Raw genomic sequence first — 16,219 nt, forward strand, 5'->3', positions numbered from 1 at the left:
CCGGCCGAGGCCGGGCCGAGCGTTCCCGGCCAGGCACGAGACCGGTTCGAACCGGAGGCATACATGCCCGACGCAGGATCCGCGGAACCGGCCGTTCCCCGCGAGTCCGACGAATGGCTGGAGGCCGACGGGCTTGGCGGCTTCGCGTCGGGAACGGTCTCGGGACTGCGTACCCGGCGCTATCACGCGCTCCTGTTGACGGCGGCGCGCCCCCCGGCCGGCCGGATCGTGCTGGTGAACGGCCTCGAAGCCTGGGTCGAGACGGGGTCCGGAACCTTCGCGCTCAGCACGCAGCGTTATTGTCCGGACGTCGTGTATCCGCGCGGCTTCGAGGCGATCCGGGCCTTCTCGGCAGAGCCCTGGCCGACCTGGAGCTTCCACCTTCCCGACGGGACCGGGATCCGTCAGGAGATCCTCGTCGATCCGGACGCCTGCGACACGCTCCTGCGCTGGCAGCGCATTGCCGGAGAAGGTCCTTGCCGGCTCACCCTGCGCCCGCTGCTCTCCGGGCGCGACTATCACGCGCTCCACCGGGAGAACGCCGCCTTCGACTTCACGGCCCGGGGCCAGGGCGGCAACGTGGCGTGGCGCCCCTATCCCGACCGCCCGGCGATCGCGGCACTGACCAACGGGCAATACGCGCACGAACCCACCTGGTATCGCCGGTTCCTCTACGCGGCGGAGCGCGACCGCGGGCTCGACGATGTCGAGGACCTTGCCTCCCCGGGCCTGTTCAGCTTCCCGCTCGAGGGCGTGCAGCCGGCCGTCATGGTGCTGCGGGTGGGCGACGGGACGGCGCTCCGCGCATCCGCCTACGCGGAATGGCTCGCGGCCCAGGCCCGCGCAAGCCGGAGCGCGGCCGGATCGCGGCTGCGCCGATGCGCGCGGAGCTACCGCGTCGACCGCAACTCCGGCAGCACCCTCATGGCGGGCTTTCCCTGGTTCACGGATTGGGGCCGGGACACGTTCATCGCGCTGCGCGGGCTGCTCCTCGCGCTCGGCGATCTCGAGACCGCCGAGGGCATCCTCGATGCCTGGGCCGGCGTCGTCAGCGGGGGCATGATGCCGAACCGCTTCCCCGATTCCGGCGACGCGCCCGAGTACAACTCCGTCGATGCCGCGCTCTGGTACATCGTGGCGGTGCACGACTTCCTCGCCGCCCGCGAGGCGGCCGGGCGAGCGGTGGCCGAGCCCGTCGGCGCCCGGCTCCGGGCGGCCTGCGAGGCCATTCTGTCCGGGTACATGTCCGGCACGCGTTTCGGCATCCGCGCGGACCGCGACGGGCTGCTGGCAGCCGGGGAAGCCGGCCTCCAGCTCACCTGGATGGACGCCAAGGTCGGGGACTGGGTCGTGACGCCCCGCATCGGCAAGCCGGTCGAGATCCAGGCCCTCTGGTTCAACGCCCTGCACATCGCGGCGGCCCGCTGGTCGCCGCGCTTCGCCGAGGCCGAGATCCGCGCGCGTGCAGCTTTTCGCGAGCGCTTCGTCAATCCCGCAGGCGGCCTGTACGACGTCGTCGATGTCGGTCACGTGCCGGGAGCGACCGATTCGAGCCTGCGCCCGAACCAGATCTTCGCGGTGGGCGGTCTTCCGGCCGCGATCCTGGAGGGCGAGGCGGCCCGCACTGTGGTGGATGTCGTCGAGCGCAGCCTCCTGACGCCGCTCGGGCTGCGCACCCTGGCGCCGGCCGATCCGGCCTATATCGGGCATTATGCCGGCGACCCGCGGGCACGGGACGGCGCCTACCATCAAGGCACGGTCTGGCCCTGGCTGCTCGGCCCCTTCGTCGATGCATGGCTCGCCGTGCGGGGCCGCACCGAGGCGGCGAAGGCCGAGGCCCGCGGGCGCTTCCTGCCGCCGCTCACGGCGCATCTCGACGCGGCGGGCCTCGGCCACGTGTCGGAAGTGGCCGACGGCGACCCGCCCCACAGGCCGGGCGGCTGCCCCTTCCAGGCCTGGTCGCTCGGCGAGTACATCCGTATCCAGCGCATGCTGGACGTAGCGACGACCTGACGGAGAGGCCCGACATGCCAGACCCGAGCCAGTCCCAGGATGCGCCGCACCTCCTCGACACGGCCGAGGGCCGCCGCCTGCGCGCCTGTGCCCAGGAAGGCTGGCATCGCTGGGGGCCCTATCTCAGCGAGCGGCAATGGGGGACGGTGCGCGAGGATTACAGCCCCGGCGGGACGGCCTGGGACTACCTTCCCCACGATCACGCGCGCTCGCGCGCCTACCGCTGGGGCGAGGACGGGATCGCCGGATTCAGCGACGACCGTCAGCTCTGGTGCCTCGCCCTCGCGCTCTGGAACGAGCACGACCCGATCATCAAGGAGCGGATGTTCGGCCTCACGAACGGGGAGGGCAATCACGGCGAGGACGTCAAGGAGCTCTACTACTTCCTCGACGGGACGCCGACACATTCCTACATGCGGATGCTCTATAAGTATCCGCACGCCGCATTTCCCTACGCAGACCTCGTGGCGGAGAACGGACGCCGCAAGGGCCGCAACCTGCCGGAATATGAGCTGATCGATACCGGCATCTTCAGCGAGAACCGGTACTTCGACGTCACGGTCGAGTACGCCAAGGCCGGTCCCGACGACATCCTGATGCGCGTCACCGTGGTCAACCGGGGTCCGGAGGCTGCCTCGCTGCAGGTTCTGCCGCAGCTCTGGTCGCGCAACACGTGGTCCTGGCGGGAAAGCGCCGCGCGGCCGTTGCTGCGCCTCGCCGAGGAGGCGATGGTCGAGGCCACGCGCGCGAGCCGGCCGACGCTCCTGTTCCGGCCGCTCCAGGCCGCCGAGTTCCTGTTCTGCGAGAACGAGACCAACGCCCAGCGCCTGTTCGGCTGGGGCGAGGCGCACCATCCCAAGGACGCGATCAACGACGATGTCGTGGCGGGCAGCCGCAGCCGGATCAATCCGCTGAAGGAGGGAACGAAATGCGCGGCGCTCAGCCGCCACGGGATCGCCGGCGGCGGGACCCTGGTGCTGCGCTATCGCTTGTCGCCGGATCGGCAGGCGCTCGACGCGGCGAGCTTCGACCGGATCGTGGCCGATCGCCTCTCGGAGGCGGATGCCTTCTACGCCGTGCTCCAGCGCGACATGGGCGATCCGGACGCGCGCCTCGTGCAGCGCCAGGCGCTTGCCGGGATGCTCTGGTCGAAGCAGTTCTACCATTTCGACGTCCGGCGCTGGCTCGCGGGCGATCCCGGCCAGCCGGAGCCGGCCGAGAGCCGCCGCCACGGGCGCAACAGCGACTGGGAGCACCTCAACAACGCCGACATCGTCTCCATGCCGGATACCTGGGAGTATCCCTGGTACGCGGCCTGGGACCTGGCCTTCCATTGCGTGACCTTCGCGCTGATCGACCCGAACTTCGCCAAGGGGCAGCTCATCCTGCTCACGCGCGAGTGGTACATGCACCCGAACGGCCAGCTGCCGGCCTATGAATGGGCCTTCGGCGACGTCAATCCGCCGGTCCATGCCTGGGCAGCCCTGCGCGTCTACCAGATGGACCAGGCCCTGACGGGCAGGGCCGACCGGGCCTTCCTGGAGCGCGTCTTCCACAAGCTGATGCTGAACTTCACCTGGTGGGTGAACCGCAAGGATGCGCAGGGGCGCAACATCTTCCAGGGCGGCTTCCTGGGCCTCGACAACATCGGGATCTTCGACCGCTCGGCCGCGCTGCCGACGGGGGGCTACATCAACCAGTCGGACGGCACCGCCTGGATGGCGATGTATACGCTGAACCTGATGCGCATCGCGCTCGAGCTCGCCTCCGAGGACAACGTCTACGAGGACATCGCGACGAAGTTCTTCGAGCACTTCCTCTACATCGCCCAGGCCATGACCAACATCGGCGGCTGCGGCATCGGCCTCTGGGACGAGACGGACGAGTTCTTCTACGACGTGCTGAACCTGCCGGACGGGCGCATGCTGCCCCTGCGCATCCGTTCGCTGGTCGGCCTGATCCCGCTCTGCGCGGTCGAGGTGCTGGACGTCAACCTGGCCGGCCGCTTCCCGGGCTTTGCCCGTCGCGCGGACTGGATGCTGCGCAACAGGAGCGACCTCGCCGCGCTGGTCTCGCGCTGGAACGAGCCCGGGAAGGGCGAGCGTCTCCTGCTCGCGCTGCTGCGCCGGCATCGCATGAAGGCGCTCCTGACGCGCATGCTCGACGAGACCGAGTTCCTGTCGGACCACGGCCTGCGGGCGCTGTCCAAGGTGCATGCCGAGAAGCCCTTCAGGCTCGACTGGAACGGGGCCGAGTTCGTCGTCGATTACGAACCGGGGGAATCGACCAGCAGCGTGTTCGGCGGCAACTCGAATTGGCGGGGGCCGGTCTGGATGCCGATCAACTATCTGCTGATCGAGTCTCTCCACCGGTTCGGCAGCTTCTACGGCACCGACACCCGGTTCGAATGCCCGACAGGTTCCGGACACTATCTGACCCTGCCGGAGGTCGCCGATGAGCTCGCGCGCCGCCTGACGCGCCTGTTCCTGCGCGGGCCGGATGGGCGCCGCCCGGTGCTCGGAGCCAATGACCAGCTCCAGAAGGACCCTGCCTTCCGCGACCACGTGCCGTTCCACGAATATTTCCACGGCGACACCGGCGCGGGGCTCGGCGCCGGGCACCAGACCGGATGGAGCGGCCTCGTCGCCTTGCTGCTGTTCCCCGATCTGCAAGCCAGGATCCGCCCACCGCCCTACGCGGAGAGATGAAGCTCCGTCCGGTGCTCGTGCCAGCGCCCTCCGATGACCGTGCGGACCGAACCACAGCAGGCGGGCTTGCGCGGCTTCCCGCCATCGGCTCGGATCACGGCGTGGAAGCTTCCGGATGATGGCGCTATCCAGCACCTTCGGGACGCCGGGTCCCGGATTCCGGAAGGCGCGATGGACCGACTTGACGCCATGTCCGTGCTGATCGCGGTCGTCGAGGGAGGCAGTCTCTCGGCGGGCGCGCGCCGTCTCCGCCTGCCGCTGACGACGGTCAGCCGGAAGGTCGCGGAGCTCGAGCGGCACCTGCGCACGCGCCTTCTGACCCGCACGAGCCGGCGTGTCGATCTGACCGAGGCCGGCCAGGCCTACGTCGCGGCGGCCCGGCGCATTCTCGAACAGGTGCAGGAGGCCGAGCGCGCCACCACGGGCGAGTACAGCGCACCGCGGGGCGAACTGGCGGTCACCGCGCCCATCGCCTTCGGCCGGAGGCACGTGGTCCCGATCGCCACCGACTTCCTCGGCGCCTATCCGGAGATCGCGATCCGGCTGCTGCTGATCGACCGCAGCGTGAACCTCGTCGAGGACCATATCGACGTCGCGCTGCGCATCGGCCCGCTCGCCGACAGCGCGCTCGTGGCGACCCGGGTGGGCACCGTTCGGCGCGTCGTCTGCGCCGCACCCGGCTACTTGGCGCGTCGCGGCGTCCCCGCCGAGCCGGAGGAGCTCGCATCCCACGACCTCGTCACCTTCGAGGGCTTCCCGGCCACGGCCGATTGGCGGTTCCGGCGCGGCGCCACGTCGCTCTCGGTCCCGGTCCGCCCCCGGCTCGCCGTGAACGCCGCGGAGGCGGCGGTCGATGCCGCCTGCGCCGGTCTCGGCATCACCCGTGTGCTCTTCTACCAGGCGGCCGACGAGATCCGGTCCGGGGCGCTCTGCGTGCTGCTGGAAGCCTACGAGCCGGAGCCGCTGCCGGTCAGCTTCGTACATCCCGAGCGCGGTCTGCTGCCGCTGAAGGTCCGCGCCTTCCTCGACTTCGCCGTCCCACGGATGCGGAGCCACATGGCCGCCCTGTAGCCGGAGCCGCCGCCCTTCCGTTTTCCGGGAGAAAGCTTCCCGAACAAGCCATCTTATGCCGAAATCAAGGAAGGTCTACCTCAAGCCGCGAGGCCGGAACGCACCGGATGAGGGCCTCGGACGAAGCCCGACGTCGGCATGACCGGGCCAGGAGGAGAGACCTCGATGAAGCGCCTGATCATCCCCGCCCTGCTCGCCGCGACCGCACTCATCCCGGCCGCGCACGCCGCCGGGCCCGCCGAGGCCCCGGCATCGTCCGTCGAGCAGGCGAGCGTCACCCACTACCGCACCGCCAAGGTCGATGGAGTGAGCGTGTTCTACCGTGAGGCCGGCCCGAAGGACGGGCCGGTCGTGCTCCTGCTGCACGGCTTCCCGACCTCCTCGCACATGTTCCGCAACCTCATGCCTCTCCTGGCCGACCGCTATCGCGTGATCGCGCCCGACTATCCGGGCTTCGGCCAGAGCGACGCGCCGGACCACGAGGCCTTCGCCTACACCTTCGCGCACTACGCCGAGATCGTGGACGGGCTGCTCGGTCAGCTCGGCGCGACCCGCTACGCGATGTACGTGATGGATTACGGCGCCCCCGTCGGCTACCGGCTCGCGCTCAGGCATCCCGAGCGGGTCAGCGCGCTGATCGTGCAGAACGGCAACGCCTACGAGGAGGGGCTGAAGGCGTTCTGGGACCCGATCAAGGCCTACTGGGCCGAGCCGTCGGCCAGGAACCGCGAGGCGCTCGCGTTCCTGGTCGAGCCGGCGGCGACGAAGTTCCAGTACGTCGACGGCGTGGCGGACGTCTCGCGCATCGACCCGGACAACTGGCTGCACGACCAAGCTCTGCTCGACCGTCCCGGGAACAAGGACATCCAGCTCGACCTGTTTCGCGACTACGGCACCAACCTGGCGCTCTACCCGGATTTCCAGGCGTTCTTCCGGGCGCGCAAGCCGCCGACGCTGATCGTGTGGGGCAAGAACGACACGATCTTCCCGGCCGCGGGCGCGCATCCCTATCGGCGCGACCTGCCCGATGCCGAGCTGCACCTCCTCGACACGGGCCACTTCGCGCTGGAGGACAAGCTCGACGTGATGGGGCCGCTGATCCGCGGCTTCCTCGATCGCACTCTGACCCGGCGCTGAGGCCGTTCCCGCCCGTCGCACCTTCCGGCACGGGGCCGCGAGGTCCCGCCGGCTCCGCAGGAGGCAGCCATGAGACACCGCTTCTTCGATCTCGCCTTCACCCCCTCCGTCCAGGCCGAGCAGACCCGCCGGGGCTCGCGCGCGGCCTACGCGGCTGCCCGGGGCGGGCCTGCCGACGCGGACGGGCTCTCCGACCGGGAAGGCACGTTCATCGCCGGGCGCGACAGCTTCTATCTGGCGAGCGTCTCCGAGACCGGCTGGCCCTATGTCCAGCACCGAGGCGGGCCGGCCGGGTTCGTGCGCCGGCTGGACGAGAGGACGATCGGTTGGGCGGAGTTCGCGGGAAACCGCCAGTACGTCTCGGCCGGCAACGCCGCGGTCGACGACCGGGTGTCGCTGTTCTTCATGGACTACCCGCACCGCCAGCGCCTGAAACTGCTCGGGCACCTGCGTTCCTACGAACCCGGAGAGCGCCCGGACCTGGCGGAGCGGCTCGCCGTTCCCGGCTATCGGGCGCGGGTGGAGCGCCTGGTCACCGTCGCGGTCGAGGCCATCGACTGGAATTGCCCGCAGCACATCACCCCGCGCTTCACCGCCGCCGAGATCGAGGCCGCCGTGGCGCCGCTTCACGCACGCATCGCCGAACTCGAAGCGCGCTTGGGTAGGCAGGCGGCCGCAGGCGACCGAGACCGAAGCCATCCGGAGGCACCCGATGTCCAACCTCGTCCTTGAATCGCGGACCGCGCGCGCCCCGGAGACCGCACAGGCCGGCGAATCGGTGCTGACCGCGCACGTCGCGCCCGATCTGGCCGCGCGGGCCGAGCGCGACGGCTGGCATCAGCTCGAAGCCCTGCCGGTCGGCCTGTTCGCCTCCGTCATGGGCCTGACCGGCCTCGGCGTGGCCTGGGACCTCGCCCACGCGCGCTACGGAAGCCCCGCCTGGATCGCCGACGCGATCGGGTGGGCGGCGATGGCCGCCTTCGTGGCGGTCGCGCTCGGCTACACCGTCAAAGTCGTCCTTGCCCCGCAGGCGGTGCGCGCCGAGTTCCGTCACCCGATCGCCGGCAACCTCTTCGGCACGCCGCTGATCAGCCTGCTGCTCCTGCCGATCCCGCTCGCGCCCATGAGTCTCGGGCTGGCGCGGGCACTCTGGGCGCTCGGCGCATTCGGGATGACCGTCTTCGCCTGGGTGATCGTGAACCGCTGGATGAGCGAGCGCCAGCAGGCCGCGCACGCGACGCCGGCCTGGATCGTCCCGGTCGTCGGCCTTCTCGACCTGCCGCTCGCCCTGCCCGGGCTCGGCCTGCCCTCGATGCACGGCGTCATGGTGTTCGGCCTCGCGGTCGGGCTGTTCTTCGCCGTGCCGCTGTTCACGCTGATCGTGTCGCGGCTGCTGTTCGAGGCGCCGATACCTGCAGCGCTGCAGCCGTCGCTGCTGATCCTGGCCGCGCCCTTCGCGGTCGGCTTCTCGAGCTACGTCGCGACGACCGGCGCGGTCGACCTGTTCGCGCAGTCGCTCTACGCCCTCACGCTGTTCCTGCTGGCGGTGCTGCTGCCGAGGCTCGCCCGGTTCGGCCGGAGCTGCCCGTTCCGGGTGGCGTGGTGGGCGGTGAGCTTCCCGCTCGCGGCCTCGGCGGTCGCGGGGCTGAAGCTGGCGGCGGAGCCGGGCTGGGTCACCGACGGCGTCGCGCTGGCCCTGCTGGCGCTCGCGACGCTCGTGATCCTCTGGCTCCTCGTACGGACGCTGCGCGGTCTGGCGCGCGGGGAGCTGCGCACGCTCTCGCAATGAGGCGCGGCACCACCGAGGGCGCTCCGTCCACCCGGCCCGTCCTTCACCGGTCGGCCGGATGACGGCGTCGTGCGTAGCTCGGACCGACATGAGGACCGCCGCGTTCCGGCAGACGCCGAGAGTGCCCCGCTCGGCGGCGCGACCTGACCTGCCGCCTTTCATCTCCGGGCGATCGGCAAGGTGCCCGGCTATCCCAGCTCGAAGGTTGCTATCCCGTAGGTCCGGGCAAGAGGTAGATCGGGCCTCGCGCCGCGATACATCCGAGCCGTCTCGAACACCGGTGACAGACCGTAATCGCCGGCGAGCCGGACGGCGGATGGGTTCGGCTCGGGGAGGTCGAGGAAGACGGGCTGAGCGTCAACCCGCGCTGCGAGCGCCCGGAAGAGCGCATCGGCCTCGCGTCTCCCGTCGGCAAGGAGAGGTCCGACCTTGTAGCCGCTCCGGCAGGCTCGCACGACGCCGTAGCCCTTGATCGTCCCGTCCTCGACGAAGGCGACGGCGGCGCGGGTATCGGGCCGGAGCCAGCAGCGCAGGAAGGCTTCGCGCGGCGCGGGAAAGTATGGCCGGTCGTAGGCCAGGACGGCCTCGACGAGATCCGGCCCCACCGCCTTCAGGCGCTCATCCCGCGGAGCTTCGACCCGGGGAACGCCGCCGAATCGCACGTTGCGATGCGCCAGGACGAAGCCGGACCGCGTGTAGTTCGCCTGCTGGGCGACGACACCGTCGAGACCGACGATCCGATCCTCCAGGTAGGCCATTCCGGCCTGCCAGAGGCGGTGGCCGAAGCCCTGTCCGCGCCGGTCCGGTCGAACGATGTAGAGGCCCAGAAAGCCAAACCGGCCGCCGTAGCGAACCACCGAGATCGCGGCGGCGGGCTCGTCCTCGAGGCAGCCGACCAGGAAGCCTCTCGGGTCGGCAGCCCGGAAGCAGCCGGCATCCTTCAGGCCTGGATTCCAGCCCTCCGCCGCAGCCCACGCGATCGCCGTGTCGAGGTCGTGGCGCTCCATGACCCGAATCGTCAGTCCGCCAGGGGCATCCTGCGTCATGTCGAGCCCCGTCGGCCCTCGCCGCAAGCAAGCCGGTCGATCGATGCGTGGAGGGGCTCCATGCACGAAGGCGCGAGCCCGTCGGCCATGCCAGGGGCACCAGTGGAGCACGGATCGCGCGCCGTGGACACGCCGATATTCGCCCCCCTGCTCCCGGCTGGTCCGAGGCGGCTCCGCCGGCGGGTTTCCAGGATGCTCCTGCTGCGCGCAGGGCCGCTCCTCTCGTCGTGCGTCCTCGCCCCGTAGCCTCACGGCTCGCGGGGCCTTCGATGCGTGGCGCCGTCCGCCCGGGCCGGCGCTCGGGCCGGTCAGGACAGGTGCCAGCCGCTCTCGATGGAGGGGGTCAGGTGCTGGAATGCCTCCACGCTCTCGCCGATGCCGACCGCCACCTGCGCCCGCGTCAGCGCGTTCGCCGTCAACGCGCCGACCCAGTACAGCTCGCCGGCCGCATCCGCTGTCCGCCCCAACGCGCCTTGGTAGAGCGCCTCGACGTACTGCGTGTCCGTCAGGGGCGTCGGATGAAGAGAAGCGTATTCGGGCGAGGAGAGGAAGCTTTGCGCGATGCTCGCGAGCGGCGTGCCGCCCTCGGCCGCGGCGTCCCATGTCTGCAGGCCGCCGGCATCCGGCGCGCGGTCGAGCAGGGCGTAGTACAGGCGAGCCACGTTCGCCGCCTCCGGGTCGGACACGAAGACGCCGGTGGTGAATGCCGGCTGCAGCTGGGCGACGTGCTCGGCCGAGAACACGAAGCTGTCCGCCACGTCGGCACGCGACGCCCCGCCGTTCAGAGCCGCCGTCCAGTACTGAGCGCCCGCCGCGTCGCCCGATCGGCCCAAGACGGCCTGGTAGAGCTGCTCGACATAGCCGGCGTTGTCGGACGCGTTAAAGTGCGGCTGCCCCTCGGGCGAGCCGAGGATGGCCTGCGTCACGTCGTGCAGCGAGGCGCCCTTCTCCAGGAGCGTGACCCAGCCCTCGCTGAGCGGGTCGGGATCGCGGGCGAGCAGCCCCTCGTAGAGGGCGTAGACCTGGCCGCCTGGGCTGTTCACGTCGAAGGTCAGGGCGCCGAACAGGCTGGCATCGAGCGTTGCCGCGTCGGAATACCCGTTGACGTTGAAGGTCGCGGTGCTGCCGGTGCCATACAGCCCGGCCGCGGTGCCGTTCGGTCCGCCCAGAGTGATCGCCGCGTCCGCGCCGTCATAGGCCAGACCATTGAAGGTCAGGCTGTCGACGTAGAGGTTCCTGTCCTGCGAGGAATCGACGAAGGCGTCGTTGAGGAAAGTAACGGAGATCTGCTTGGCCCAGCTGAAGTCGCCGGTGAGGCCGATATCCTGGAACGCGTCGTCACTGAACGAGGCGCCGGTCGTGAAGGTGCCGCCGACCTGGATTCCGTTGATCTTGACGGTGAAGTTCGGGTCGCCGTTGTAGCTGTCCGCGGCGACGCGCAGCACCAGGCTGTCTAAGGGCGTCATGGCGTTTCTCCCGTTATGGTTGTATCGCCCCCGACGGCCAGCATCCGGTGTAGGTAACGGATCGGCAATTTATCCAGACGGATTACGTAGATACTAAGACAAAATAGTGAAATTTGGCTTGTGTACGGCGTCCGTATTAATACAAATTCGCTAATAGAAGCCGGTATTGCCCGAGGGTCACGTCTCGGGCGGCAGATTGTCTTCGGTTTGTCTTGTGCTCCATTGATCGCGGGCGCAGGGTTATCGGTCAGGGCGGCGGTCTCGACGACCTCGGGCCCTTCCGGCCCCTCCGCGGCGGCGGTCTTGGCTTCCGCCGGAAGTCGGGGCGTTAACCATCGACGCACCGCCGGGGGTGACATCTCCAGCCCCCGACCCAGTTTCGCCCTCGATGCGGAGCGAAGGATCGTCATGGGACGCAGGGCTCACGGAAGGCTGCCGACAAGGCACCGGTCTGCGGTTTCAGGCTGCCGACGCCACGTGGCGTCAGGCCCTTGCCGACCTGTTCGGTGAGGAAGGGCTCGAGACCCGTCGCTACGACGAGGTCGGTCGCGGCCAGCCGGGGTCTCGCCTCCGGCAGGCCTACGATGCCCGCGAGCGGGCCTATCGCCTCTGGCTCCGAGCCCGCGGCCTCGGCGACTTCCGATACGGGTGCCGAATCGGTGACCCGCGCCCGGCCGGTGCCATCGTGGCGCAACCCCGACCCACCGAGCGGGGTGAGCGCACCCGGCAGGCTTTTCGCGTCGCGCGAGAGCGATGCGCCCTTGAGGTGAGCAGCCTCGCCGATCTCGCCGACGTCGACGTCGCTCTGATCATGGCCATCGAGAGTGGCATCGGTCAGGTTAGCCCGGAAGAAGCCGGGCGGGTCGGCCGGGTGCTCGGCCTCACGGCCGAGGGGGAACCGGTGCAAGCGATGCGGGCGCTGTACCGGGCTCGCCAGTTCTGAGGACCGCCCGGCACGAGCCGCCTTCCCGCAGGCGGCGGATGAAACGCCCGGCCTGATCGCGAGACCGTCAGGCCGTCGACGTGACGCCGAGTTGCTGCATGGCGGTGATGAGGGCGGAGGGCCGGCAGGGCTTCATCAGCAGCAGGCTGTTGTCGACCGGCCGGGGCATCCCGACGCTGTAGCCGGTCACGTAGATGACCGGCAGCCCGGGGAAGCGGCTGCGGGCCCGCTCGGCGAGGTCCCAGCCTGTGAAGCGGTCGGGCAGGCGGATATCGGTGAGGAGCAGGTCGATCGGCTCGGCAGAGTCGAGCAGAAGGCCCGCAATCCCGTAGGTTTCCGCCGGAATGACGTTGAAGCCTGCTTCCGACAGCCCGTCCGACACGACATCCAGCAGTTGCGATTCGTCCTCCACAACGAGGACCGTCGGTCCGGCGCCGCCCCCTGCCCTGGGTCGTTTCCCGGCCTCGCCGCGGAGGCGGCCCGCCTCCGCCAGCAATGTGTCGCCCTGCTCCCGCAGGGCTCGTGACACGTCAAGTTGACCTTGCCGTTGAAAATAGGCGGCGGCGGCATTCAGTTCGAACGCGACGGTCTCATCGACCAGGGCCGCGGACTGAAGGTCGGCAGGAATTCGCATCGACGCAGCCTCCATAAGCTCCCCATGCGAGCGAACGGTCTGAATCATACCGTAGCGTAGGCGTTCCTAGACAATGTGCAACCAAGACTGATTCGAGTCGGCCGAGAATAGTAACATTATCTTACAAAAATATTTTCTGTCCTATCGACCTGCCGTGACCCCGCGTCGCTGGCGAATCATTGTCCGGTGATTTCCGAGCGACAACGCCGACGATCGCGCACGGCACCGGTACGCAATTGCGCCATGTCGAGCAGCTAGGGAATATCCGCGGCGTGGGAGCGATCCTACTAGACCGATCTCCCTCGAGTGTTCCGCGATGGCATTCCCCCTCTACGTCACGGACCCGGAAGGCTGGCTGACCTATTACAACGACGCCGCGGTGGAACTGTGGGGCCGCCGCCCGGAGATCGGCAAGGACCGCTGGTGCGGATCCTGGCGCATCTACAAGCCCGATGGCACGCCCGTGCCGCATGATCAGTGCGGGATGGCGGTTTCGCTCAGGGAAGGCCGCGCCCTCCAGGGCGTTCGAGGCCTGCTGGAGCGGCCGGACGGCACGATGGTTCAAGTCGTGGCATATCCGTTTCCTCTGCGCGATCCCACCGGGGCCGTCATCGGAGGCTCCAATGTCATCGTGAGCGTCGGCTCCTCGCCCGACCCCGGGCTGGATGCTCAGACCGGACCGGAGGACCAGCATTGAGCGCGCTGGACCGGCCGCTCGACCGGAGCGTCCGAGGCCGTCTGCGCGGCCAGGGAGCGGGCCGGCCGCTGCACAGGGCCTTCCGCCTCGGAGCGGATCGACGGCGTGCCGCCCGCCCGGTCCCTGGTCTCCGGCCTGCGCGTGCGGGCAGCCTCCATAGCCCTGCCGGCGCGGTGCCGCGATCGGACGCCGACACCGCTCCGCAGCTTAACCGGTCGCTTACCCATCTCGCCGAGGTTGCCCGTCCAGATTGAGGAAGGGGCAATCATGACCGACACCGTTGGGATCGCCGGCGACCGCATCCGCTCCATCATCGAGCGCATCGAGAAGGTCGAGGAGGAGATCAAGGATCTGATGGAAGCCAAGAAGGAGATTTTCCTCGAGGCCAAGAGCGAGGGTCTCGACGTCAAGATCCTCAAGGAGATCCTCAAGCTCCGCAAGCAGGACCAGGACGAGCGGGACGAGCACGAGACCTTGCTCGAGGTGTATCTGCGCGCCATGGACGCTCCCACGCCCGCCGCCGTCGCTCAGGCTGCTTAGGGTCCTCCCTGCCCCGGGCATGCTCTGCCCGGGGCATCGGGCCTCACGCCGTTCCGCGTCCGCCGCGGCCTCGACAATCGCTCGGGGCCGCGTACAGTCCAGCCATGCGCGCCACCCTGCTTGCCCTCGCGCTCCTCGTTGCGGCCGCCGGTGCCGAGGCTGCGTCTGCCGGGCGTGCCCGCGCGTCCCCGATCCCATTCCTCCCGTCCGCCTCCGAGGCGATCGGCTTGGTCCGCCAGCACACCACCTACGGCTTCGTCACCGTGGCGCAGACGCTGGCCTACGCCGCGCGCGCGCGTCCCGACAGCTTCCGCATGGAGCGGATCCGGACCGAACAGCGGGCCGGCGAGCCGTTCACGCGCGTCCATCTGTGCTACTGGCTCCGCAACCCCGGTGCTCGCGTGCAGGCGACCTGCGGGATCGAATTTCTCGTCTCGGTGAACCCGTCGCATGTCGTGCTTGCGCAGCCCCTGGACGGTTTGAGCCGGGACCTGCAGGCTGGCCGCGAGCAGTTCGTGAGAGCGATCGACCACGAGCTCGCGCTGCAGCGTGCCCCCGCCGAGAAGGCGCTCTCCGACGCCTTCGCCCGTCTCGACCCCTACGATTGGCGGTAGCAGGGGACGCGCCTCCCGTCGCCTGGCTCGTCTCCGGCAATATGGGCCTGCGGTCGAGGCCCATTGTTCGGAACGGCGTCGGCGTGCCCCGCAACGATGGCTCCCCGACGCCGTTGGTTCTCCATGGCGAGTGTGGAGGCTGAGCGATGAAGCTGACCAAAGAAGCCGCGAAGGCGATGGCCAAGGCTTGGGCGGCGCCGAAGGTCGAGAAGCCGACGAAGGAACAGTCCGCCAAGAAGCAGGGCTAAACCACCCACGGCCCCGAGTGGCTCCACGATGGGCCGTCTTTCATCCGGACCAGGTGCCGCCTCGGGGTCGGATGCGCTCCCGCGGAGCGAATGCTCGTGGCGCGAGTTGTGCCTCGCAGGCTCCGGGAGGGTTGTATGCTGGGCAAGCTCACCTCATGGGCGCGGACCGCGGCCTCGCGTTTCCGCGCACGGCCTCGGCAGGGTACCGATCCGAAGGCGTTCTCTCCTGGGGCATTCGCGTTCCCGCCGATGCGGCCACTGCGCCCGCCGCCGGCACAGAATGACGATCTCATGCAGCCGGTCTACGAGGCGGTCGAACGGGAGCTGCGCTCGGCCGGGTTGCTTCGCTGAACCGCCATCCCGCCTGCGCCGGAAGCAATCCGGAACCCGCATCCCGCTGTCAGCGGCCGCCGCGCTGCCCGCCCGGTCCGGCAGCCGGCCTGCGGGTCGGGCCACGAGGGCAGCTCAGCCGCTCTGCAGGCTCTCGGCGAAATCCTCGGGCACCTCACCGAACTGCCCGAGGATGGCCACGCTCTCGAGTTCACCCGTCTCGTCGTCCGCCACGACCTTGAGCGCGGCCGTGCCCGGCACGCGCTTCGCCATGGCGCCGGCCTTCTTCAGCGCACCGCTCTCGGTCGGCGCTGTCTCCCGGTCGCCGGGCGAGAGCCGCTTCCGCTTCAGCACGAAGGTCTGCACCACGTACGTCGTCTTCATCCCCACCGTCATTCTCCTTGAGCGGCCTCGCGCCCCTGCCGGACCTCGCCGACGCTCGGCGCGGCGCAGTGCCGGTCCTCGCGTTCGCGCACGTCAACGATCGGGCCCGATCGGCAACATTCCGCAGCCATTCGTCCCTTCCCGCTCCGTCCGCAAGCGCGCACGGGCATGGGCCCGCCGATGGCGGGAACCGTCCGAAGCCTCGTTGAGTCGAACCAGCGCGGCCACTCAAGCATTGACGATGATCACCGGACGGACCCTGCTCAACGGGGTCGGAGGAGCCTGCCGTGAGTTTGATCTTCGCGCTGTTTCTGATCGGGGTTCCCATGGCCCTGGCCGTTTTTGAGCTCTCCCGATTGAAGGGTACGCACCCGCTCCACGTTGGCGCGAGCCAGCGCGAGACCGCACCCCCCTCCGCCACCGCACCCCCCTCCGCCGGCCCGGCCGCGGGCCGTCGTGACAACGCGGAGCCGAGCGGGGTTGGGCCGACGAGCGTCTAAGGCCTGTTATGGCTTGAGCCAGTCGAGTGCGGCGGCAATGCAGAGGACACCGGCGAAGCTGGTGGCGGTCTTCTCGTAGCGCGTGGCAACAGCGCGCCA

15 protein-coding genes and 1 pseudogene are annotated in these 16,219 nt (G+C 69.6%); 10 read left to right on the forward strand and 6 right to left on the reverse strand.

The window, feature by feature from the left end; all coding sequences use genetic code 11:
- The first annotated feature begins 63 nt into the window (after positions 1 to 63).
- The 6 genes from WDW90_RS04020 (at position 64) to WDW90_RS04045 (ending at position 8,718) form a co-directional block, all read left to right on the forward strand.
- Positions 64 to 2,013, forward strand: coding sequence for an amylo-alpha-1,6-glucosidase (locus tag WDW90_RS04020; RefSeq protein WP_336485970.1), 1,950 nt, complete (start codon positions 64 to 66; stop codon positions 2,011 to 2,013).
- 14 nt (positions 2,014 to 2,027) lie between these two features.
- The gene (locus WDW90_RS04025; protein WP_336485971.1) at positions 2,028 to 4,721 is read left to right on the forward strand and encodes an MGH1-like glycoside hydrolase domain-containing protein; all 2,694 of its coding nucleotides are present in this window, start codon (positions 2,028 to 2,030) and stop codon (positions 4,719 to 4,721) included.
- Positions 4,722 to 4,892: 171 nt separating this feature from the next.
- Positions 4,893 to 5,792 carry a LysR family transcriptional regulator gene (locus WDW90_RS04030; protein ID WP_336485972.1) on the forward strand — a complete coding sequence of 300 codons (900 nt, stop codon included), beginning with the start codon at positions 4,893 to 4,895 and terminating at the stop codon, positions 5,790 to 5,792.
- Between the two features lie 165 nt (positions 5,793 to 5,957).
- On the forward strand, positions 5,958 to 6,929 hold the full coding sequence (locus WDW90_RS04035; protein ID WP_336485973.1) for an alpha/beta fold hydrolase: 972 nt from the start codon (positions 5,958 to 5,960) through the stop codon (positions 6,927 to 6,929).
- 69 nt (positions 6,930 to 6,998) lie between these two features.
- A complete protein-coding gene (locus tag WDW90_RS04040) occupies positions 6,999 to 7,661 on the forward strand; it encodes a pyridoxamine 5'-phosphate oxidase family protein (protein ID WP_336485974.1) in 663 nt (220 codons plus the stop codon).
- The gene (locus WDW90_RS04045) at positions 7,642 to 8,718 is read left to right on the forward strand and encodes an SLAC1 anion channel family protein (RefSeq protein WP_336485975.1); all 1,077 of its coding nucleotides are present in this window, start codon (positions 7,642 to 7,644) and stop codon (positions 8,716 to 8,718) included. The genes WDW90_RS04040 and WDW90_RS04045 overlap by 20 nt, the downstream gene beginning before the upstream one ends.
- A gap of 188 nt (positions 8,719 to 8,906) precedes the next feature.
- Here WDW90_RS04045 and WDW90_RS04050 read toward each other — a convergent pair whose 3' ends face one another.
- The 4 genes from WDW90_RS04050 to WDW90_RS04065 form a co-directional block, all read right to left on the reverse strand.
- Positions 8,907 to 9,764 (reverse strand): GNAT family N-acetyltransferase, encoded by an 858-nt coding sequence (locus tag WDW90_RS04050; RefSeq protein WP_336485976.1) that lies wholly within the window; start codon positions 9,762 to 9,764, stop codon positions 8,907 to 8,909.
- 308 nt (positions 9,765 to 10,072) lie between these two features.
- On the reverse strand, positions 10,073 to 11,230 hold the full coding sequence (locus WDW90_RS04055; RefSeq protein ID WP_336485977.1) for a DUF4214 domain-containing protein: 1,158 nt from the start codon (positions 11,228 to 11,230) through the stop codon (positions 10,073 to 10,075).
- Between the two features lie 406 nt (positions 11,231 to 11,636).
- Positions 11,637 to 12,137 (reverse strand): hypothetical protein, encoded by a 501-nt coding sequence (locus WDW90_RS04060; RefSeq protein ID WP_336485978.1) that lies wholly within the window; start codon positions 12,135 to 12,137, stop codon positions 11,637 to 11,639.
- A gap of 103 nt (positions 12,138 to 12,240) precedes the next feature.
- Positions 12,241 to 12,822 carry a response regulator gene (locus tag WDW90_RS04065; RefSeq protein ID WP_336485979.1) on the reverse strand — a complete coding sequence of 194 codons (582 nt, stop codon included), beginning with the start codon at positions 12,820 to 12,822 and terminating at the stop codon, positions 12,241 to 12,243.
- Positions 12,823 to 13,123: 301 nt separating this feature from the next.
- Here WDW90_RS04065 and WDW90_RS04070 point away from each other — a divergent pair, with 301 nt between their 5' ends.
- From WDW90_RS04070 to WDW90_RS04085, 4 genes are all read left to right on the forward strand, one after another.
- On the forward strand, positions 13,124 to 13,504 hold the full coding sequence (locus tag WDW90_RS04070; RefSeq protein WP_336485980.1) for a hypothetical protein: 381 nt from the start codon (positions 13,124 to 13,126) through the stop codon (positions 13,502 to 13,504).
- 267 nt (positions 13,505 to 13,771) lie between these two features.
- Positions 13,772 to 14,044 (forward strand): DUF2312 domain-containing protein, encoded by a 273-nt coding sequence (locus tag WDW90_RS04075; RefSeq protein WP_336485981.1) that lies wholly within the window; start codon positions 13,772 to 13,774, stop codon positions 14,042 to 14,044.
- Positions 14,045 to 14,148: 104 nt separating this feature from the next.
- Complete coding sequence (locus tag WDW90_RS04080; RefSeq protein WP_336485982.1) at positions 14,149 to 14,658, forward strand: hypothetical protein; 510 nt, start codon at positions 14,149 to 14,151, stop codon at positions 14,656 to 14,658.
- Between the two features lie 383 nt (positions 14,659 to 15,041).
- Positions 15,042 to 15,257 (forward strand): hypothetical protein, encoded by a 216-nt coding sequence (locus WDW90_RS04085; protein ID WP_336485983.1) that lies wholly within the window; start codon positions 15,042 to 15,044, stop codon positions 15,255 to 15,257.
- A gap of 114 nt (positions 15,258 to 15,371) precedes the next feature.
- Here WDW90_RS04085 and WDW90_RS04090 read toward each other — a convergent pair whose 3' ends face one another.
- Together WDW90_RS04090 and WDW90_RS04095 are read right to left on the reverse strand one after the other, a co-directional pair.
- Entirely contained in the window at positions 15,372 to 15,626 is a 255-nt protein-coding gene (locus WDW90_RS04090) for a hypothetical protein (RefSeq protein WP_336485984.1), read from the reverse strand.
- Between the two features lie 500 nt (positions 15,627 to 16,126).
- Positions 16,127 to 16,219, reverse strand: a pseudogene (locus WDW90_RS04095) (IS5-like element ISMex42 family transposase); the annotation flags it as partial.

The sequence above is a fragment of the Methylobacterium nigriterrae genome, assembly GCF_037106235.1.
GTDB lineage: Bacteria > Pseudomonadota > Alphaproteobacteria > Rhizobiales > Beijerinckiaceae > Methylobacterium > Methylobacterium nigriterrae.